This window comes from Nocardia uniformis NBRC 13702, from assembly GCF_001613345.1.
Lineage (GTDB): Bacteria > Actinomycetota > Actinomycetes > Mycobacteriales > Mycobacteriaceae > Nocardia > Nocardia uniformis.
On record NZ_BDCE01000102.1, the window covers coordinates 35,658 to 55,520 of the forward strand.

The following is a 19,863-nucleotide window of genomic DNA, read 5'->3' on the forward strand; positions in this document are numbered from 1 at the left end:
CACAGCTGCCAGCCGCGCGGCAGCGGACCAGGAAAGGAGGGGATGCCCGGTGAATCGGGAGTGGCTCGAAAAGGACTTCTACAAAGAGCTGGGTATTTCCTCCAGTGCCTCCCAGGACGAGGTCAAGAAGGCCTACCGCAAGCTCGCTCGTGACCTGCATCCGGATAAGAATCCGGGTGACACGGCGGCCGAGGAGAAGTTCAAGTCCGTCAGTGAGGCGCATTCGGTTCTGTCGGACCCGGCGAAGCGCAAGGAGTACGACGAGGCGCGGAAGCTGTTCGCCAGCGGTGGTTTCGGCCGCGGCGGCTTCTCCCCGGGCGGGAGCGGCGGCTACGCACCCGGTGGCTTCACCGGTGCGGAGTTCAATCTCGGCGATATCTTCGGCGGTGCCGCCGGTGGCGCGACCGCGGCCGATGGTGGTCTGGGCGACATCCTGGGCGGGTTGTTCAACCGGGGCGGTACCCGCACCACGTCGCGGCCGCGCCGCGGCAGTGATGTGGAGACCGAGACGACGCTGGGCTTCCGCGAGGCGGCTCAGGGCGTCACGGTTCCGCTGCGGATGACCAGTCCGTCGCCGTGCACCACCTGCCACGGCAGTGGTGCCAAGCCGGGCACGAGTCCGCGAGTCTGCCCGCACTGCAATGGATCCGGTGTCATCAGCCGGAACCAGGGTGCGTTCGGATTCAGTGAACCGTGCGACGAGTGCCGGGCCACCGGATCGATTATCGACAACCCGTGCGCCGACTGCCGCGGTACCGGCATCCAGAACCGGACTCGCACCATTACGGTGCGTATCCCTCCGGGGGTGCGCGACGGGCAGCGAATTCGGTTGGCGGGCCAGGGTGAGGCGGGTCTGCGGGGTGCGCCCCCGGGAGATCTGTTCGTCACCGTGCACGTCAGCGGTGACAAGGTCTTCGGCCGCAATGGTGACGACCTGACCCTGGTATTGCCGGTGACCTACAGCGAATTGGTACTCGGAACAACCGTTTCGGTGCCGACGCTGGAGGGCCGCGTCGGTGTGAAGGTGCCGCCGGGCACCGCCGACGGCCGCACGCTGCGCGTACGTGGCCGCGGTGTACCCAAGCGCGGCGGTGGCGCGGGTGATCTTCTCGTCACCGTGAAGGTCGCGGTGCCGCAGAAGCTGGACGACAATGCCACCGAGGCGCTGCGGCGCTATGCGGAGGCGGAGAGCGCCAGTGGATTCGACCCGCGTGCTGGATGGGCAGGTGCGTAATGAATTCCGATCCGAAGAAGAGCAACGAGACCCAGTACTTCCTGATCTCGGTGGCGGCACAGCTGGCGGGCATGCATGCCCAGACGCTACGAACCTATGACCGGCTCGGTCTGGTTTCGCCACAGCGCACTTCGGGCGGCGGGCGACGCTACTCCGATCGGGATGTGGAACTGCTCCGCGAGGTGCAGCGCCTATCCCAGGACGAGGGCGTCAATCTCGCCGGAATCAAACGGATCATCGAACTCACCAACCAGGTCGAGGGATTGCAGCAGCGGGTAGCCGAGCTGGCGGCGGAGGTGGAGCGACTGCGAGCGGGATACCGCCCGGAGCAACTCTCCCCGCCGCAGCGCAGCACGGCCCTGGTGGTGTGGCAGCCGCGCAACCGGCGACGGACGTAGTGCCCGCCAAGGCAGTTCGTAACGGCAGCGACAACTGATTTCGTTCCGACATGGGTAACTTGCCGGGGACGGGCTGACTGATGTGCCACATGGCCGCAGCCGCCAACGCGACCGGTGTGGCACCTGAGTCTGGCCTGAAGGCGCGGAGAGGCGGAGGAGCGTCCCGAATTCGGGGCGCTGCCTTCGTCGTTCGAGAGGTGCTGTTCGCCAGAAGGCGTTTGTTGCGGGCAATGTGCTGGATGATTTCTCGCGGCCGAATGAAATTGATCTAGATCGGGAGCGGATCGGTCCCGAGAAAAGTCCCGACCGGACGGTTGGATATATCTCCGAAATGTTCCATTCGCCGGTATGGCACAAGATAATTGCGAGCCTGTTGTGGTTGCGGAGCGATCGCTCATTTGTGGATCCTTGCAAAACGTATCCTGCAAAATCGACGAGCTGTGACCGGCGCCAATCGGCGTGTCGCAGGTAAATGGTCTGTTTCCAAACCTTTTTGGGTAGTTACTTCAGGTTTTAGAGGAATTTTGGGTGGCTAGTTGAAACGAGCCGTTCCGTTGCTGGCAACCCTCGCTTACACTCGGTAGGCATCGGCTGCTGTCGAGTGTCCCGCAGCACCTGCACTCGGCCGTGCGCCTGCGTTCGAGTGCGAAATGGGGTTGTGACACATATGGATTCGCGGACCGTCGCATTAATTAGAACGACGTTCAAGGCGGTTGCTGCAGAAGACGGTGGCCCCGAGAAGCTCGCCCGTTCTTTCTATGCCATTCTGTTTACCGAACATCCGCAAGTTCGCGACTTCTTCCCCGCGGCACTCGACGCCCAGCGTGATCGCCTCGTCAAGGCTATCGCCTATGCCGTCGACCGTCTGGAAGAACCGAACAAGCTGCTGCCCTTCCTAGCGCAACTCGGCCGCGACCATCGCAAGTACGGAGTTGTCGCCGAACACTATTCGGCCGTGGCGACCTCGTTGAAGGCCGCGATGAAGGCCTACGCCGGGACCGAGCTGTGGACCGACGAGGTGGAGCGCGCCTGGGACGCCGGACTCGGCGTTATCGCCGACACCATGATCAGTGCGGCGGAGCAGGAGAGCACCCCGCCGGTCTGGACCGGCGTCGTCGTCGAACACCGTGAGGTCCTGCGCAATCTCGCCGTGGTGCGGTTGAAGCTGGACCAGCCCATGCAGTACGCGCCAGGTCAGTACATGAGTGTGCAGATCCCGTCGCGGCCACGCATGTGGCGGTACCTGTCCCCGGCCATTCCCGCCAATCCCAGTGGCGAGATCGAATTCCACATTCGGGGCGTCACCGGCGGCTGGGTCAGTCCGGCCATGGTCGGGCACACCCGGGTCGGCGAACAGTGGCTCATCGGGTCGCCGCTCGGCGGACTCGGCGTACCCCGCAATACCCGGCGCAAAATGCTCATGGTCGGCTGCGGTACCGGCATCGCACCGCTGCGCGCACAGCTCATGGCCATGACCCAGCGGCGATCCAATCCGAAGGTGGATGTCTTCGTGGGCGGGCACTATCCGTGCGATCTCTACGACCTGGAGACCTTGAGTCAACTCGCCTGCGAGAACAAATGGCTCACGGTCACGCCCGTCACCGAGAGCGATGAGAATCCCTGGTGGGTATTCGGTGACAGCGAGGCACCGGAGAAAGAGCTCCCCGGATTGCAGCCGCGTCAAGTCGGCCAGATCGGCAAAATCGTCGCGGGCTACGGATCTTGGGCCGACCGTGATGTACAGATCGTCGGCTCACCGTCGATGGTGCAGACCACCAAGTTCCGGCTCATGGCCGCCGGAATGCCAACCGCGAACATCCGCCACGATCCCCTGTTCTGAGATCCGCGGCGAGGCATGACGCCCGCCGCAACTTGCTGCTGCGAGGCTCCGCGAGGCGTGACGCTGTCCGCATCTGCTGTTGCCAGGTTCCGCGAGGCGTGACGCCGTCCGCATCTGCTGTTCCGGGGTTCCAGCGAGGAGTTCGATGCCCTTATCTCACACCTGCGCCGCTCTCGCGCAGCGAGAGCGGCGCGAGATCACAGAGCCCGGTCGATTCAGAACCCTTCGTAGCGAATGGCTTCCGTCGGTGCGCCATTGGCAATGAGGCTGTCGACAGCCAGCTGGACGGGGGCGGCATTGCCGCACACCAGGATTTGATGGTGGTCGAGGGGACCGAAGCGGTTGATGGCGTCGGCCAGAGTGCCGGGCAGCATCTCCTGTGGCTGGAAGCCGATATCCACGCGGGACGCCTCGTACCACTGGTCGACCCAGTCCGGTTCGTCCTCCGAATGGACCACGGGAATTACTGTGAGCCAAGGCAATTCACCGGCCAGCAGGTAAAGCATATCGGAGGCGTACAGGTCACGGGGGTGGCGTGCGCCGACGAGGAGGTGGGTGCGCGGGGGTGCGGCGCGGCGAGCCAGATCCAGGATCAGCGAACGCATCGGCGCGAGTCCCGGCCCCTCGGCGAGCAGCACCACATCGGTGGCATCCGGTGCGACCGCCAGCCAACCCTCGGGGGCGCTGATCTGCCACTGATCGCCGGGGCGGGTGTCGGTCACAATGGCCGGACTGCACCAGCCACCCGGCACCGTTCGCACGTGGAACTCCAATTTGCCGTCCAGCGACGGTGGCAGCGCGGGATACAGGCGCCGCACCATGTTCGGGTGTTGCGGCACCCGTACCTGCACCGATTGCCCGGCCGCGAACGGCACGAATTCGCCGATCAGCCGGATAACGGTCCAGTCCGCGCGAATCCGATGCGCACCCACCACGGTCGCCGCGTACTCCGCATTCTCCAACGCGAGCGCGCCGGTCTCATCCGGGCCGATCGTCACCGCATACCTCCCACAATCGAAAACAACATGCGCCCATCCCGCAGCGTGGCTACGCCGTCATCCGGGTCGTCATCCGAGGGTTTCGCCACCTCGTCATCCCGGAATGCTCTTGTCCTGGATCCACACCCGTTGAGCCGCAACCAATGTGGTGGATTCCGGCCAAAAGCACGCCGGAATGACGGGCTCGGTCCCACATCGGGTGTCGGCTCGGTCCCAGACCGGGGGCGGGCTCTGCCTCACACCGGATCCGAGTTGATTACGTAGTCGGGCGTCCCCACCGACAGCAGCGCGCGCCGGGTGTCGGCGATCATGCGCGCCGATCCGGCGATCTGGATCTGGCGATCCGACCACGCGCCGAAGCTCGCCACCACCGCGCCCAGATTGCCGATCAGCCGTCGGTGCATGCCGTACGGCGTCTCGGCGGGCGGATACGGATGCCACCACGGATTGGATTCGTTCTCGCACACCGGCACCACGGTGAGCCACGGATTGGATTGCGACAGCTGCCACATGTTCTCCACGTCGTAGAGATCGCACGGGTAGCGGCCGCCCATGAACAGGTGTACGCGCGGGTTGATGCCGCGCCTGCCCATTTCGATCAGCTGTGCGCGCAGCGGCGCGATGCCGGTGCCGGAGCCGATCATCAGGACGTCCTTGCGGGCCTGTAGATCCACATGCAGTCCGCCGAGCGGCGCGGCGATCATCCAGCGGTCGCCGACCTGGGTTTCGTTCACAATGGCCGGACTCACCCACCCGGTGCGCACCTTGCGGACGTGGAACTCGATCTCGCCGTACGGGTTGGTGGGGATGGCTGGGGATAAGTAGCGCCACATCTTCGGCCGCTGTGGAATGGCGATCGGCACGTACTGTCCGGCCAGATACGGAATCGGCGTATCGGACTGCAGCCGCACAATGGCGAGGTCGTCCACCACTCGCCGGTGCCCGACCACCGTCGCCTCCCAATACGGCTGCGATTTATCGGAATTCGCGCCGATGGCCATGGAGGCCGAGATGAGGATGGTGATATCGCGCCAGCCCTCCTCGAGGCCCCGATTCCACTGCCCGGTCCCGTTGTAGCTACGGAACGCCGACAGCAGCGCGCGCCCCGCGATGTCGTAATGGGCCGCCTCGACCCCGTACTTGCGGTGATCGCGGGCGAGTTGCTCCAGGAAGCGCTGGGCGCGATCCCAGTCCTCCAGATTGTCGAGGACGAACTGAATAGCCGTCATCACCCGCTTGGCCTGCATATCCATCGCTGGCGGGAACAGCTCACGCAGAGCCGGAATCTCTGCGAAGAGGTGACCATAGAACGCGCTGATCAGTCGCTCCGGCCCATGCGGGGCTTCAACGACTGCCCGGAAGTTTGCGCGGACCAGCGCAGCCGAACGCGCATCCACGACGTCGAGCTCCCTTTCGTGTGTACTGCCTGGGACGCGCCGGGATTTTCAGCGGTCCTCCGCGACAAGTATCCCTGAAAAGAGCAAGGTCGCACGGATATGGCCAACGCCACTCGGACTCGACGGCCGCTGGCGCCCCCGAAGCTCAGATGACCAGGACCGTTTTACCCCGCGCACCGGAGGCTCCGACAACACCCGCGGCCTCCGCCAGCGGGACGGCATTGTCGATCGGAACCACCAGGTCGCCGTCGGAGGTGCGCTGGAGCAGCTGTGCCAATCCCGCCGCACTGCCGGTGGAGTTGATATTGCCGCATCTGATGCCACGCGTTTGCAGGGTCGCCTCGTCGACCGATCCGATGGTGCTGAAGACCGCGCCACCGGGGTGCACCAGCTCCGCGAGTTCGGCCAGCGCCGCGGGGGAGCTCACCAGATCGAGTACCGCGTCGATACCGCCGGGATGGGTGGTGCGCACCGAATCGGCGACGGACGGCTGGTAGAGCGCGGGCTCGGGGGAGTCGGAGACGGGCACCTTGCGGCTGTAGTCGATTACCTCGGCGGCACCCAGTCGGATCATGCGGTCGGCGTCGTCGGGGCGGGCGGTGGCGATGACATGCGCACCCGCGGCCGCTGCGAGCTGGACGAGGAAGGAACCGACCCCACCGGCCGCGCCCATGATCAGTACGGTTTGCCCGCTGCGGACCCCGGCGGCCTCGATCAGGTCGGCGGCGGTGAGTCCGGCGGTGGGTAGCGCGGCGGCCGCGAGGGCGGTGACATTGTCTGGAATCTTGGCTATCACGCTATTGCGTGGAACCACGATGTACTCGGCGAAGGTGCCGTGCCCGACCGGTGGGATCAGCCATTTGCCCGCGACCCGGTCGCCGACCTCGAAGCCGGTCACCCCCTCGCCGATATCCGCGATCTCGCCCGCGCCGTCGAGGCCGGGGATGAGCGGGAATTCGTGCGGTAGCTGACCTTTCAGCGCCCCCTCGATGATCTTGTGATCGAAGGGATTCACTCCGGCCGCATCGAGGCGGATCCGGATCTGGCCCGGTCCGGCCAAGGGGTTGGGCAGATCGGCGGGTTCGGGCTTGCCGAAGAACTCTCGGACGACGATCGCGCGCATGGGACTCCATTCGTTTGGACGAGCCGGTACCGCGTCAACGAACGATCAAGGTCATCGTAGGCACGGCGGGGCCGAGACTTGGGAGATTCGGGGCAGTCGGTTTCCACTGTGGCGCGTAGCGTTATCTGTGACCTACACCGCGTTATCCGGGACCTTCGCCGCTGGCGCGAATGCCCCGAAATTCGTCAGACTTGAGCGGAACAGACTCAACTCCTGTCGCGTTGGATAAGGCAGCGACTAGTAGGAAAGGGGACCCGTGGACTCGTTCAATCCCACCACCAAGACTCAGGCGGCCCTGACCGCCGCACTCCAGGCAGCCTCGGCCGCCGGAAATCCGGAGATCCGTCCGGCACACTTGCTGGTGGCGTTGCTGGATCAGACCGACGGCATCGCCGCCCCGCTGCTCAAGGCTGTCGCCGCCGATTCGGCCACGATTCGACGCGAGGCCCAGGATATTGTCGACCGGCTGCCTCGGGCATCCGGCGCGACCGCCACCCCGCAGCTCGGGCGGGAAGCCCTCGCCGCCATTACCGATGCCCAGCGGCTGGCCACCGAGATGGGGGACGAATACGTCTCCACCGAACATCTCATGGTCGGGCTGGCCACCGGTGACTCCGACGTATCGCAGCTGCTGCTGAAGTACGGCGCCACCGCCGACGCACTGCGCGAGGCGTTCACCCAGGTGCGCGGCACTACCCGCGTCACCACACCCGATCCGGAAGGCAGCTACCAGGCACTGGAGAAGTACTCCACCGATCTGACCGCCGCCGCCCGCGAGGGCAAACTCGATCCGGTTATCGGGCGCGACACCGAGATTCGGCGCGTGGTGCAGGTGCTCAGCCGCCGCACCAAGAACAATCCGGTGCTCATCGGTGAACCCGGTGTCGGCAAGACCGCCATTGTCGAAGGTCTGGCTCAGCGCATCATCGCCGGAGACGTGCCGGAATCCTTGCGCGGCAAGCGACTCGTCTCCCTCGATCTCGGTGCGATGGTCGCGGGCGCGAAGTACCGCGGTGAATTCGAGGAGCGGCTCAAGGCCGTTCTCGAGGAGATCAAATCCAGTGCGGGACAGATCATCACCTTCATCGACGAATTGCACACCATTGTGGGTGCGGGTGCGACCGGTGAATCCGCCATGGACGCGGGCAACATGATCAAGCCCATGCTGGCGCGCGGTGAACTGCGAATGGTCGGCGCGACCACGCTCGACGAATACCGGCAGCACATCGAGAAGGATCCGGCATTGGAGCGGCGGTTCCAGCAGGTGATGGTCGGCGAACCGTCCGTGGAGGACACCGTCGGCATTCTGCGCGGGCTCAAGGAGCGGTACGAGGTGCACCACGGTGTGCGCATTACCGACTCCGCGCTCGTCGCGGCCGCGGCACTGTCGGATCGGTACATCACCTCGCGGTTCCTGCCCGATAAGGCCATCGACCTGGTGGACGAGTCGGCCTCGCGGCTGCGCATGGAAATCGATTCCCGCCCGGTCGAAATCGACGAGGTGGAGCGGCAGGTACGCCGTCTCGATATCGAGGAGGTCGCGCTCGCCAAGGAGACCGACGAGGCGTCCAAGCAGCGGCTGGAGAAATTGCGCGCGGAGCTGGCGGATCTGCGCGAGAAGCTCAATCAGCTGACGACCCGCTGGCAGAACGAGAAGCAGGCCATCGACTCGGTGCGGGCCGTCAAGGAGGAGCTGGAGACACTGCGCGGCGAATCCGAACGCGCCGAACGCGACAGCGACTACGCCAAGGCGGCCGAACTGCGCTACGGGCGCATTCCGCAGCTGGAGAAGGAACTCGCGGAGGCCGAACAGAAGGCCACCGGCGCGGCCGACGGCGAGGTCATGCTCAAGGAGGAGGTCGGACCGGACGATATCGCCGAGGTGGTATCGGCCTGGACCGGAATTCCGGTGGGCCGCATGCTCGAAGGCGAAACCCACAAACTGCTCCGCATGGAGGACGAACTGGGCAAGCGCGTCATCGGGCAGCGCGAAGCCGTGCAGGCGGTGTCGGACGCGGTGCGCCGGGCGCGCGCCGGAGTGGCCGACCCCAACCGGCCCACGGGCTCGTTCATGTTCGTCGGTCCGACCGGTGTCGGTAAGACCGAGCTCGCGAAGGCCCTGGCGGACTTCCTGTTCGACGAGGAACGCGCCATGGTGCGGATCGATATGAGCGAGTACAGCGAGAAGCACTCGGTGGCTCGACTCGTCGGCGCCCCGCCGGGCTACGTCGGTTACGACCAGGGCGGTCAGCTCACTGAGGCGGTGCGGCGGCGGCCGTACACGGTGGTGCTCTTCGACGAGATCGAGAAGGCGCACCCGGATGTGTTCGACATCCTGCTGCAGGTGCTCGACGAAGGTCGGCTCACCGACAGCCAGGGCCGCGCGGTCGATTTCCGCAACACCATCCTCATCCTGACCTCGAATCTCGGTGCGGGCGGTGAACGCGACTTCGTCCTGGCAGCGGTGCGCTCGGCATTCAAACCGGAGTTCCTCAACCGCCTCGACGATGTGGTCATGTTCCACCCGCTCGACGAGGAACAGCTGGAGAGCATTGTGGATATCCAGCTCGACCAGCTGGGCAAGCGGTTGGCGCATCGGCGGCTGGAGCTCGAGGTCAGCGATTCGGCCCGCTTCTGGCTGGCCGTGCGCGGCTACGACCCGGCCTACGGCGCCCGCCCGCTGCGCCGGCTCATCCAGCAGGCCATCGGCGACACCCTCGCCAAGGAATTGCTGGCCGGTGAGATCAAGGATGGCGACACCGTGAAGGTCAGCGTCAGCCCGGGCGGGGACACGCTGGTCGTCGGGCGATGATCCGGTAAGTGGTGAGATTCACGGCCCCGGAGGATTGGTTCCTCCGGGGCCGTTCTCGTACTCGACGCCCCCATTCGTGCCGGTTTTGCGAAGAGTGGTCCACCGATCGGCGGCGCAGTTCGCCGCTCTCGCGGCACTCTCGGCATACCCTGGAGGCCATGACGAATCCGAACGATCCGTGGTCGCGCCGACCCGAGTCGGGATCGGTCGACGGGCCGACCGAGCGGGTCTCGCCGTCCTCCGGGTCCTCCGAGCACACCTCGGAGTTCGGTGACGCGTACGGGCCGACCGAGACATTCGGGCAGGCGGGCGGGCCGCACGAGCAGACCACCGCCTACGACTACTTCGGGCAGCCGCCGGGTCCCGATGCCACCCGGGTGATGCCGCCGCATGACGCGCACTGGGGCGGATACGAGTCCGGCGCGCCCACCGGGTACCCCCCGACCGCCGCCTACGGCACGTCCGGATATCCGGGACCTCCCCCCGGCGGGCCGGGATATCAGACCGCCGGGTCGGGATATCAGACCTCGCCGGGCGGGCCGGGCGGACCGGTGCCGCCGGGTGGTTATCCGCCGGGATATCCGGAGCAGCCCGGCCCACCGGGGCCACAGCGCAAGACCGGGATGTGGATCGCGATCGGCCTCGGCGCGCTGGCTCTCGTCGCGATCGCCGGTGTGCTCGTGGGAACACTGCTGGCGGACAGGGATTCGTCGAACAGCGCCGCCGCCACCTCGACTCAGAGCACCCAGGCGCAGCTGCCGACCGGCACCAGCCGTACCTCCGCACAACCACTGCCCAGCGGTGTTCCACAGATCCCGGGCCTCGGCGATATCGATGAGCTGGGTGCGACCATGGGCACCGTCGCCAGCAATGACGGCGCCACCCTCACCGTGGAAACCCTGTCGGGCACCACGGTCACCGTGCACACCAATGAGCAGACGCAGGTGATTTCGCTCGGCAGTACAACGGTCGAGGACCTACCGGTGGGTGAGATGGTCATGATTCAGGGAGACAAGGCGTCCGACGGATCGGTTACCGCGAAGATCATCATCAGCACCATGCTGCCCGGCGGAACCCGATGAACGGCAGACACTTTCGAACCCGCCGGATCGAAGCGGAGGCCAAAAGACACAGCACACCGGGCGTTCTCATGCCCGGCTGGATAGGGTAGGCGGCGATGACGGCTATATGGTTCGGGTTGGCGGCGATCGCGCTGGTTGGTGCGATCGTGCTGCTCTATTTCGATCGGCAGCAGCGACAGCGCACCGGTCACATCCGGCAGGTCTGGGCGAAATCCCAGGGCTACACCTATGTTTCGGTGGAGCCCGCGCTCGCCAATACCTGGCGACGCGGCGCCCTGGCGAAGCTCGGGTACCTGTCGGCCGTGGATGTGGTGTCCGGTAACCGCAAGGGCGAGAAGTTCGTGCTGTTCGATCTGGAGGACGCCGCCACCCTGGTCGCGGTGCGTCGTCAGATCGGCTCCGATATCGATATCGACCTGCGACTCAAGACCGCCGCGCCGCCCAAGGACCACGACCTCGAATTGCTCGGGGCCATCGGCGGCCGCGTCGTCTTCGCCACGAATCCCGATATCGCCCGGCACGCCGTCGATCAGCGCATGGTGGCGTTCATCGAATCGCTGCCCGATACGGTGCACATGCTGTGGAGCGAAGGTAATTGGACCCTCGGCATGCTGCACGTCAATTCCACCTCCCGCGACTGGGAAATGGCCATTGACGCGGTACTGCGCCTGTCCGGATTGCTGCACGTCCTGCCCCCGGTGGTCGGTGGACCCGAAGTGCGTGGCGGCGGGCGCGGTCCGGCTCCGGAACAGCATGATGGCGCCCGGCCGCAGCGCGGCTCCACCATCGTGGTCGACGACGAGGACGACGAGGACGACGACTACGACGGGCACGACCAGTACGGCGACTACGGCGATCAGGAACCGGCCCGAGTCGCCGAGCCGCCCCGTCAGCTGCCGCCGCGTGCCGGTGACCCCCTGCCGTTCCCCGAGGACGACGCGGCCGACGATTACGCGCCCCTGGTGAAAGATATCGCCGGGGAAAGCGAACCGGACGCCGAGGCCGAAGGTTGGCGTCCGGCGCTCAAGGTGGTGCCGGATCCGCGCGGCCGCGTCCGCCGCAACTGGCCGCCCGCACCCGAGGACGAATGGGCCGAGGAGGACGAGGACACCGAGCGTCCCGAACCCGCCGAGGACTCCGATGAGGAGTGGGACGAGGACTGGCGTGACGGCGACGATGACGAGCGTGACGGTCGCGAGGAGCACGGTGAATTCCGCGACGATGAGCGCGACGACCCGCCGGGTGGACCGTTCCATCCGGGGTTCCGGCCGTATCAGGGGCCCGCGCCGCGCTGACGCGGCGGGCCTTCGGCGGCCCTGACCGCACCCGCCGTCGAGTCGGGTACGCGACAATGCGATACAGCCGCATCCTTTTTCGCTAAGGTGCGACAGCATTCACATCCCATCCGGGGCAGCAGGACCCTGCCGCGATTCCGCGGCACGGTCGGCCCCCTTCCCGGGACGTGATGCCCTATCCGCAATGACGCGGAGATTCATCCCTTGGACCGTCGTACCTTTCCGGCCGAGTGTGAGGTAGTCGATTCCTATGACCGAGTTCTCTCCCGTTTCGCGCCTGCCCGGCGCGGTTCGTCCTGTGGCCCTCGTCACGGGGCCGACCTCCGGTATCGGTCGGGCGTACGCGACCCGGCTGGCGGCACTCGGTTACGACCTGGTGCTGGTGGCCCGTGACGAGCGGCGACTCGGTGCGTTGGCCGCGGATCTCGAGCTGCGGTTCGGGGCTCGAGCCGAGGTACTGGCCGCCGATCTGGCACAGGAGCACGACCGGGATCGGGTGGCGCGGCGACTCGGCGAAGGCGTCGAATTCCTGGTCAACAATGCGGGTTTCGGCCTTTCTCGGGAGTTCTGGACCGTGGACCCGGAGCGTCTGCAGGCGCAGCTCGATGTCAATGTCACCGCGGTGATGCGATTGACGCGGGCCGCGCTGCCGCCGATGCTCGCCGCGGCCAAGGGGTCGGTGGTGAATGTGGCCAGCCTGGCGGGGCTCATCCCGGGTAGGGGTTCGACGTACTCGGCCTCCAAGGCCTACGTCGTATCCTTCTCGGAAGGGCTGGCAGGTGGGCTGGCCGGAACCGGCGTTCGGGTGCAGGCTCTATGCCCCGGATTCGTCCGCACCGAATTTCACGAACGAGCCGGTATCGAGATGGGTTCGCTGCCGCGGCCACTGTGGCTGACCGTGGACGAGGTGGTGGCCGGTTCGCTGCAGGATCTGGAAAAAGACCGGGTGATCAGCGTGCCCGGTATGCAGTACAAAGCCGTTACCGCGGTCGCCGGACTGATACCGCGGTCCCTCGCGGCCCGCCTGAATCGGGGCCTGTTCAACGCACGTGGAAGGACGTAGACACAGATATGCAGGTAACGACGACAGACCGGGACAGACTCGCGAACCTGGTGCGCGATCTCGCCGTCGTACACGGCCGCGTCACCTTGTCCTCGGGCAAGGAAGCCGACTACTACGTGGACCTGCGCCGGGCCACTCTGCACCACGAAGCGGCCCCGCTGATCGGGAAGCTGCTGCGCGAGCTCGTCGCGGACTGGGATTTCGATTCCGTCGGCGGACTCACCATGGGCGCGGACCCGGTGGCTGCCGCCGTCATGCACGCCCCGGGCCGCCCCATCGACGCGTTCGTGGTGCGCAAGGCCGCCAAGGCGCACGGTATGCAGCGGCAGATCGAGGGCCCGAATGTGGTCGGCAAACGGGTGCTGGTGGTCGAGGACACCACCACGACCGGTAACTCGCCGATTACCGCGGTGCGCGCGCTGCGTGAGGCCGGGGCGATTGTGGTGGGTGTGGCGACGGTGGTGGATCGGGAGACCGGCGCAGCTGAGGTGATCGCGGCGGAGGGGCTGGAGTATCGGTCCATTCTCGGGCTCAAGGATCTGGCTCTGGGCTGATTCAGATTGCTGGGATAACCTGAACGCTGGTTCATTTCTTCGATGGTGAAGGGTCGTGTGAGTCCCCTGTGGTCAGCATTGCACTGAATAAGGGACACCAGAACGTTGCGATGCTCGGCATCGGGGCCTACCGGCCTCAGCGTGTGGTGACCAATGCCGAGGTGTGCGAGGTACTCGACTCCACTCCCGACTGGATCTTCGAGCGCACCGGTATCCACAACCGGCGCTGGATCAGCGGCGACGAGACCCTGCGCACCATGGCGGCGGCGGCGGGCGAACGCGCCATCGCCAATAGCGGTATCGACCGGTCGAAGATCGGCACCCTGATCCTGGCGACGTCCAGCTGGCTGACCCTCACCCCGCACGGCGCCCCACAGGTCGCCTACGACCTCGGTATGAACGGCATCGCGGCCTTCGACCTCACCTCCGGGTGCGGTGGTTTCGGCTACGGCCTCGGCGTCGCGGCGGATCTGATCCGCTCCGGCTCTTCCGAGTATGTGCTGCTGATCGGCGCGGAGACCATGACCGTCGGCCTGGACCCGACCGATCGCGGCACCGCCATGATCTTCGGCGACGGTGCGGGTGCGGTCGTGGTCGGGCCGGCCGAGGAGAACGGCATCTCGCCCACGGTGTGGGGCAGCGATGGCGAGAACGCGTCGGCCATCATGCAGGACGTCGATTTCCTCGAGTACATGCATCGGGCGCAGGCGCTACAGGGCACCGATCCGGAGGTCGAACCGGTCGGCCGGATGTCGCTGCGGATGCAGGGCCCCAAGGTGTTCCGCTGGGCCGCCGTCACCCTGCCGCGGGCGCTGGCCAGCGCCATCGAGGTCTCCGGGGTGGCCAAGGAGGACATCGAGGTCTTCATTCCGCATCAGGCCAATGCCCGGATCAATGAGCTCATGAAGAAGAATCTCGGTCTGGCCGACGAGATTCCGATGGCCAATGATGTCGAGAACACCGGCAATACCTCCGCGGCGTCGATTCCGCTCGCCATGGAGGAAATGCTGGTGACCGGTAAGGCCAAGGGCGGTCAGCTGGCGCTGCTGCTCGGCTTCGGCGCGGGTCTGTCCTACGCGGGCCAGGTCGTGACGCTGCCGCCCGCTCCGGCCGAGCCCAGCTTCTGAATCGATTCGACTGATGGCGAGTGTTTTTCGCGCCGGATTCCTAACGGCCGCGGCGGTGACGGTCTTCGGTGCCGTCACCGGCCGCGACCGGCTGCAATGGGTGGCCAAGCCGCTCATGATGCCACTGCTGGCGGCGGATGTGGCGCGCAGTGACGAGATGGCGGACGCCGATCGGCAGTTACTGCTGGGTGCCCTGGCGGCCGCCACGGTCGGCGACATACTGCTCATCGATCCCGATGACGATCGCCGATTGATCGCGGGCGCTTCCGCTTTCGCGGTCATGCAATCCGGATACGCCGTGCTGTGGCGACGCCGGGGTGCGCGACCCCGCGCCGCCATTGCCGTACCCCGGGTGGGTGCCTGGCTGGGCGCGGGTGCGCTCATGCGGGCCAAGGCTCCGACGGTCGCGTTGCCGCTCACCGCCTATGGCGCGTCGCTGGGTACGGCCGCGGTGCTGGCATCCGATCCCGCACTGGCCCCCGGGGCGAAAAACATTGTGGGCCTGAATATTCCGAACGCCGACCCGCGTAGCCGCCTCGGCCTGGGCGCACTGCTGTTCACCATGTCCGACGGCTTGATCGTGCTGCGCCGAATCTTCGCCCGCAGCAGTCGTTCCCGGAGGGTGACCGAGGGGGTCATTCTGGGGACCTATGCGGCGGCACAGTATCTGCTGACCGATCCGCGCGCGCACTCTTCCTGACACCATCATCCACGCATCTTCCCCGTCATCCCGGCGTGCTTTCGGCCGGGATCCACGTCCTCATCAGAAGTGTGGATTCCGGCCAAGAGCACGCCGGAATGACGAGGGACGGGGGCTGCCGGGAGTCGGCGGGTTCAGGGGCTCCGGAGTGCGAACAGTAACGCCTGCCCCTCCTCCGATTCCGTCCACCATTCCGTATGGCCGAGAAAGTAATCGCGGTAGGCGATTTCGGCATTGGCCTGATTGCCGCCCGGGATGACGCCGAGGAAGTAGTCGATCTCGGAGAGTTCATATTCGCAATGCACCAGCGGTAGTAGTTCGGGTAGTGCGTGGCGCTCAGCGCTGGTGAGTGGGCGCACCGCCTCGTAGGCGTGCATCAGCGTGCGCACCTGCTCGAACCGCACGGCGGCCGAGCCGCCGTCGCGCAGCGAAATCCAGTCCACGGCACAGCGTTCGATCGCGGTGGCGATGTCGTGTACGGCGGTGCTGCGGTCGCAGAGGCCGAAGTCGATAACGGTGCAGACCTCGCCATCGCGCCACAGCAGATTGGTGCCGTGCCAATCATTGTGTGTCCACAGCGGTTGCAGGTCACGCAGCACGGGGCGCAGTCGGTGATAGGCGGGCAGGTGGACGCGTTCGATATCGGTGCGCCAGGGTCGATCGGACAGGAACATGCCGAGAGCGGGCCGGATGGCGGCCTGACGCTCCAACTCACCCACCGGATCGGCGGAGGAGAAGATGGTGAAACCGGCCTGGAGCGGGTGCGGCGGACGCGGTGGGGCGGTGTATCCGGCGGCGGCCAGATGCAGTCGCGCCAACATCCGACCGGCGGCCGCGGCATCATCGAGGGACAGGTAGGGCGACCACGAGAAGGTGCCCTGGTACCGGTCCGTACCGATACCGACTTCCTGTACCTCGTAGGTGAAGTCGCCGATTTCGCGGGTGTCGAGAACGGCGGGGACGGGGATGTCGTGCGCGCGCAGATGGTCCATGAAGGCATGCTCTTCGCCGAGCGCCGTCGCGGTCCGGAGGCTGTGCGGCAATCGTTTGACAATGACGGAACGTCCGGCACCGGTACGTACCCGCGCCGTCGCCGACAGCGGCCGGGGACTGCGCCATTCGATGGTCGCGTCCGCGCCCACCATGTCCGCGACCTCCGCGGAAGTCAGTGGTGGCCAATCGGGTTCGACCATCCGGTCGTGACCCATTCCGTAGACGCGACCGTCCGTCATGCGGTCGGCCTGTCCCCGTCATTCCGGCGTGCTTTCGGCCGGAATCCACCGCTCAATCCGACCAGGAGCGCCGTCGCCACGGCGGCGACCAGGAAAGAAAACAGCGACGCCGACGTCCACCAGGTGGCATGGATTCCGGTGGCGTCCTGGACCTTTCGCCAGAAATCGGCCCACCAGCTGATGGATCCCGGATTCAACAGCTGATAGGTCACGAAGCCGATGGCCCACGGCAGCAACATGAGTGGGCGGCCCGGGGAGTCCTGGTCCAGGTTCCAGGCCCGTCGGCCCCGGCCGAGGAAGAAGTCGACCATCAGGACGGCGGACATCGGCACGAAGACCGAGCCGATGAGGTAGAGGAAATTGGCGTAGCTGCTGAAGTCGCGCACCGGCAGCGCCAGCAGTGTCACGATCAGGCCGACACCGGCGGCGAGCACCCGGCGGTCCACGCGCGGCAGCAGATTCTGCAATGACATGGTGGTCGAATAGACGTTGGCGAAGGACTGGTCCGCCTCCCGCAGCACCAGGATCGCGAAGAAGGCCCAGCCCGCCGTGACACCGAGGAAGGTGTCGAAGATCTTGGTGGCATCACCACCGGCCTGCAGGATGGCGATGGTACCGAGGATGTAGCACCAGATCTGCGCGATCGAATAGCCGACCACGGTGGCCCCGGCGGAGGCGCGCACCGTACGGGAGTGGCGGGCGTAGTCCGCTGCTAGGGGTACGAAGGACACCGCGACCGCGAGTGTGGTGTCGACGGCGGGGAAGAATCCGCTCCAGCTGGTCTCGGTCGGCTCCGGCACCGGACTGCCCAGCAGTTGGACCGTGAAGTACACCATGGCGATTCCCACCGCCACGGTCACGTACTTGCGCAGCAGATGCACCACCCGCAGCGGCCAGATGGCCATCACAGTGGACAGCACGCCCGCCGCGATAATCACCAATCCGTGCGGCACCCCGTCATGGGTCATGGCCGAAACGCCGAGGGCGATAACGGTCAGTTCATAGACGCCCCAGCCGATGCACTGGACGATATTGGCGACGGTCGGCAGGAATGACAGTTTGGTGCCGAACAGTCCACGCAGCACCACCATGGCGGGCGCACCCGTCCGCGTGCCCACCGCCCCGGTTCCGGCGACCATGGCCGTGCCGACCACCGTGCCCAGTACGGTGGCGAGCAGCGCTCCGACCAGTGGCAATGGTGGATGCCCGGTCGGATAGAGCACATATGCGGCACCACTGAAGCCGATCAGGCTGACGCCGATATTGCCCCAGAAGGCGGCCTGATCGGTGAATCCGAGCGTGCGCGGAGGGGCGGTGTCGAGCAGTAGAGGCGCTTCCCGCTTCTCCTCTGGCGATAGTCCAGCAATCGTCACGCAGAGAGCCTACGGCTGCCCCGCCTCTCCCCAGCCGTCAGCGCGCGGCGGATAGCTCCCGCGTCTCCTCGGGTCGTCAGCGTGCGGCGGAGAGCCCCCTCGGCTCCCGAGTATTCAGCGCGGCGGCGAGCCGTCGACGTCCCCGCCTCGTCATTCCGGCGTGCTTTTGGCCGGAATCCACACCCCGGCAGTGATGGATCCCGGCCAAAACATGCCGGGATGACGGCGGCAAACACGGCGGGGTGACGGGACAGTGCCGACATCACGCCTGCACCCGATGTCACAGGCAGACAATGATCCGGTCGCGGTTATCCGGATCGACCCGAATCGAAAAGGTTTCGCCCACTTCGATTTTGGGTCGGTGGACCGGCTGCACGTCGAAGACGATGCTCCCGTGATAGGGCTCCGACCCCGGCACCACCAGCTCCAGGTCCAGCTCGGTGAGTTCGGTGCAGTGGTCGGTGGGCAGCAGCGGATGAACCCCTTCGATGGTGGCCCACCCTTCCAGGCCGTGCCGCAGGAGATGGCGGTCGGAGCGCGGTGGTCGCTGGGCCAGCAGCAGGCCGATGCCTAGGAAGCTTCCGAACAGACCGACCAACATGAAAACCTGCATGGGGAGTGTGCCCGGCGGCGTGCGGTGGCTGAGCCAGCCCAGCCAGATCACGAGGACAACCGAGTACGCGACGGTTATGCCGAGCACGGTGCGAAATACGCGCGCGTGGTTCATGGCAACCTCCACCAGCGCTTGGACTTCCAGGATAGGCGCTGATGGTGGCCTGTGTGGGTGAGTCCGGCGTGATCGTCGGGGGTCTCGGCTTTTGGCCGCAGCGGTGGATTCCGGCCACAAGCACGCCGGAATGACGAGCCACGCCGGGACGACGAGCCACCCCGGAATGATGAGCCACGCCAGAATGGTGAGCGAGGTCGCAATGACGGGCCGCGTCGCAATGACGAGTCACGTCGGGTTGGTGGGCCGCGTCGCAATGACGAGCCACGTCGCAATGACGGGCCACGTTGAATGACGCGCGGGGTGCGCTGGAACGGCGTGCCGGGTCGAGTGGGTCAGGCGGGGGAGCGGAGGGCGGTGAGTGCGTTGAGGTCGAGTGGCAGCGGGTGGCCGTCGAGTTCCAGGGTCACCCGGTCGCGGTACTCACCGACCGGTTCGTACTGCCCGGCGCGCCGCCGATACGCGGTGAGCCGCACCGGTCCGTCCACCTCCAGCAACCAGTAGTGCTCGATACCGACCGCCGCGTATTCGGCGGGCTTCATGATCCGATCCATCCGCCGCGATCCCGGCGCGACAATCTCGATGGCGGCCAGCACATCCGAGGGCGCGACCCGCGCGGCATGCCCCACCGATCCGCCGACCACCAGCACATCCGGCGCTCGCACGGTGGGCGGGAACTCCTCTTCGATCACCAGCTCGGTGCGCGCCAGCACCGCCAGTGGCGCGGGCAGCGCCGGTTCCAATTGCGCGGTCAAACGCCAGACCGCCAACTGATGGCGAGGGGGTTGCGGCGCGACGATCGCCACGCCGTCGACGAGTTCGCAGAGCAGATCGCCGCCCTCCCGCAGCGCCGACCATTCGTTCATGGTCAATAGGTGATCCGGCCACGCCCCAACCATTTTCACCGC

Annotated in this window: 17 protein-coding genes; 10 read left to right on the plus strand and 7 right to left on the minus strand. The window is 66.3% G+C overall.

The genetic code is table 11. The features are described 5' to 3' along the window. Positions 1-49 precede the first annotated feature (49 nt). The 3 genes from dnaJ (at position 50) to NU1_RS35700 (ending at position 3,472) form a co-directional block, all read left to right on the plus strand. The gene (dnaJ, locus tag NU1_RS35690; RefSeq protein ID WP_067528553.1) at positions 50-1,234 is read left to right on the plus strand and encodes a molecular chaperone DnaJ; all 1,185 of its coding nucleotides are present in this window, start codon (positions 50-52) and stop codon (positions 1,232-1,234) included. Further along, positions 1,234-1,632, plus strand: a complete 399-nt coding sequence (locus NU1_RS35695) for a heat shock protein transcriptional repressor HspR (RefSeq protein ID WP_067528554.1) — start codon at positions 1,234-1,236, stop codon at positions 1,630-1,632. Before dnaJ ends, NU1_RS35695 begins: the two co-directional genes overlap by 1 nt. A 667-nt stretch (positions 1,633-2,299) precedes the next feature. Next, positions 2,300-3,472 (plus strand): globin domain-containing protein, encoded by a 1,173-nt coding sequence (locus tag NU1_RS35700; RefSeq protein ID WP_067528556.1) that lies wholly within the window; start codon positions 2,300-2,302, stop codon positions 3,470-3,472. Positions 3,473-3,687: 215 nt separating this feature from the next. Here the strand turns inward: NU1_RS35700 and NU1_RS35705 are convergent, their stop codons facing one another. The 3 genes from NU1_RS35705 to NU1_RS35715 form a co-directional block, all read right to left on the minus strand. Beyond that, entirely contained in the window at positions 3,688-4,470 is a 783-nt protein-coding gene (locus tag NU1_RS35705) for an FAD-binding oxidoreductase (RefSeq protein ID WP_170264362.1), read from the minus strand. Positions 4,471-4,706: 236 nt separating this feature from the next. Then, positions 4,707-5,867, minus strand: a complete 1,161-nt coding sequence (locus NU1_RS35710) for a globin domain-containing protein (RefSeq protein ID WP_067528558.1) — start codon at positions 5,865-5,867, stop codon at positions 4,707-4,709. Positions 5,868-6,012: 145 nt separating this feature from the next. After that, complete coding sequence (locus tag NU1_RS35715; protein ID WP_067528560.1) at positions 6,013-6,990, minus strand: NADP-dependent oxidoreductase; 978 nt, start codon at positions 6,988-6,990, stop codon at positions 6,013-6,015. 256 nt (positions 6,991-7,246) lie between these two features. Between NU1_RS35715 and clpB the strand changes: the two genes are divergently transcribed. From clpB to NU1_RS35750, 7 genes are all read left to right on the plus strand, one after another. Next, a complete protein-coding gene (gene clpB / locus NU1_RS35720; protein WP_067528562.1) occupies positions 7,247-9,802 on the plus strand; it encodes an ATP-dependent chaperone ClpB in 2,556 nt (851 codons plus the stop codon). Positions 9,803-9,960: 158 nt separating this feature from the next. Next, entirely contained in the window at positions 9,961-10,884 is a 924-nt protein-coding gene (locus NU1_RS35725; RefSeq protein WP_067528563.1) for a DUF5666 domain-containing protein, read from the plus strand. 95 nt (positions 10,885-10,979) lie between these two features. Next, a complete protein-coding gene (locus NU1_RS35730) occupies positions 10,980-12,179 on the plus strand; it encodes a TtfA family protein (RefSeq protein ID WP_084522121.1) in 1,200 nt (399 codons plus the stop codon). Positions 12,180-12,429: 250 nt separating this feature from the next. Further along, entirely contained in the window at positions 12,430-13,242 is an 813-nt protein-coding gene (locus tag NU1_RS35735) for an SDR family NAD(P)-dependent oxidoreductase (RefSeq protein ID WP_067528567.1), read from the plus strand. Positions 13,243-13,250: 8 nt separating this feature from the next. Continuing rightward, positions 13,251-13,796 carry an orotate phosphoribosyltransferase gene (gene pyrE / locus NU1_RS35740; protein WP_067528569.1) on the plus strand — a complete coding sequence of 182 codons (546 nt, stop codon included), beginning with the start codon at positions 13,251-13,253 and terminating at the stop codon, positions 13,794-13,796. Between the two features lie 68 nt (positions 13,797-13,864). Then, a complete protein-coding gene (locus NU1_RS35745; protein ID WP_067528571.1) occupies positions 13,865-14,923 on the plus strand; it encodes a beta-ketoacyl-ACP synthase 3 in 1,059 nt (352 codons plus the stop codon). 13 nt (positions 14,924-14,936) lie between these two features. Further along, positions 14,937-15,623 (plus strand): lysoplasmalogenase family protein, encoded by a 687-nt coding sequence (locus NU1_RS35750; RefSeq protein ID WP_067528573.1) that lies wholly within the window; start codon positions 14,937-14,939, stop codon positions 15,621-15,623. A 134-nt stretch (positions 15,624-15,757) separates the two neighbouring features. Here the strand turns inward: NU1_RS35750 and NU1_RS35755 are convergent, their stop codons facing one another. The 4 genes from NU1_RS35755 to NU1_RS35775 form a co-directional block, all read right to left on the minus strand. Then, entirely contained in the window at positions 15,758-16,855 is a 1,098-nt protein-coding gene (locus NU1_RS35755; protein ID WP_067528575.1) for a phosphotransferase enzyme family protein, read from the minus strand. Beyond that, positions 16,852-18,228 carry a purine-cytosine permease family protein gene (locus NU1_RS35760; RefSeq protein WP_245720467.1) on the minus strand — a complete coding sequence of 459 codons (1,377 nt, stop codon included), beginning with the start codon at positions 18,226-18,228 and terminating at the stop codon, positions 16,852-16,854. Before NU1_RS35760 ends, NU1_RS35755 begins: the two co-directional genes overlap by 4 nt. Positions 18,229-18,508: 280 nt before the next feature. Beyond that, positions 18,509-18,955 carry a hypothetical protein gene (locus tag NU1_RS35765; protein WP_067528623.1) on the minus strand — a complete coding sequence of 149 codons (447 nt, stop codon included), beginning with the start codon at positions 18,953-18,955 and terminating at the stop codon, positions 18,509-18,511. A 335-nt stretch (positions 18,956-19,290) separates the two neighbouring features. Beyond that, the gene (locus tag NU1_RS35775) at positions 19,291-19,821 is read right to left on the minus strand and encodes a Uma2 family endonuclease (RefSeq protein ID WP_169815189.1); all 531 of its coding nucleotides are present in this window, start codon (positions 19,819-19,821) and stop codon (positions 19,291-19,293) included. Between the last annotated feature and the right edge of the window lie 42 nt (positions 19,822-19,863).

Coding starts and splice junctions, on each gene's coding strand:
- NU1_RS35715 (WP_067528560.1), bottom strand. CDS start 6,990: ATGCGCGCGATCGTCGTCCGAGAGTTCTTCGGCAAGCCCGAACCCGCC.
- NU1_RS35750 (WP_067528573.1), top strand. CDS start 14,937: ATGGCGAGTGTTTTTCGCGCCGGATTCCTAACGGCCGCGGCGGTGACG.
- NU1_RS35735 (WP_067528567.1), top strand. CDS start 12,430: ATGACCGAGTTCTCTCCCGTTTCGCGCCTGCCCGGCGCGGTTCGTCCT.
- NU1_RS35755 (WP_067528575.1), bottom strand. CDS start 16,855: ATGACGGACGGTCGCGTCTACGGAATGGGTCACGACCGGATGGTCGAA.
- NU1_RS35700 (WP_067528556.1), top strand. CDS start 2,300: ATGGATTCGCGGACCGTCGCATTAATTAGAACGACGTTCAAGGCGGTT.
- NU1_RS35695 (WP_067528554.1), top strand. CDS start 1,234: ATGAATTCCGATCCGAAGAAGAGCAACGAGACCCAGTACTTCCTGATC.
- NU1_RS35730 (WP_084522121.1), top strand. CDS start 10,980: ATGACGGCTATATGGTTCGGGTTGGCGGCGATCGCGCTGGTTGGTGCG.
- NU1_RS35725 (WP_067528563.1), top strand. CDS start 9,961: ATGACGAATCCGAACGATCCGTGGTCGCGCCGACCCGAGTCGGGATCG.
- NU1_RS35775 (WP_169815189.1), bottom strand. CDS start 19,821: ATGAACGAATGGTCGGCGCTGCGGGAGGGCGGCGATCTGCTCTGCGAA.
- pyrE (WP_067528569.1), top strand. CDS start 13,251: ATGCAGGTAACGACGACAGACCGGGACAGACTCGCGAACCTGGTGCGC.
- NU1_RS35765 (WP_067528623.1), bottom strand. CDS start 18,955: ATGAACCACGCGCGCGTATTTCGCACCGTGCTCGGCATAACCGTCGCG.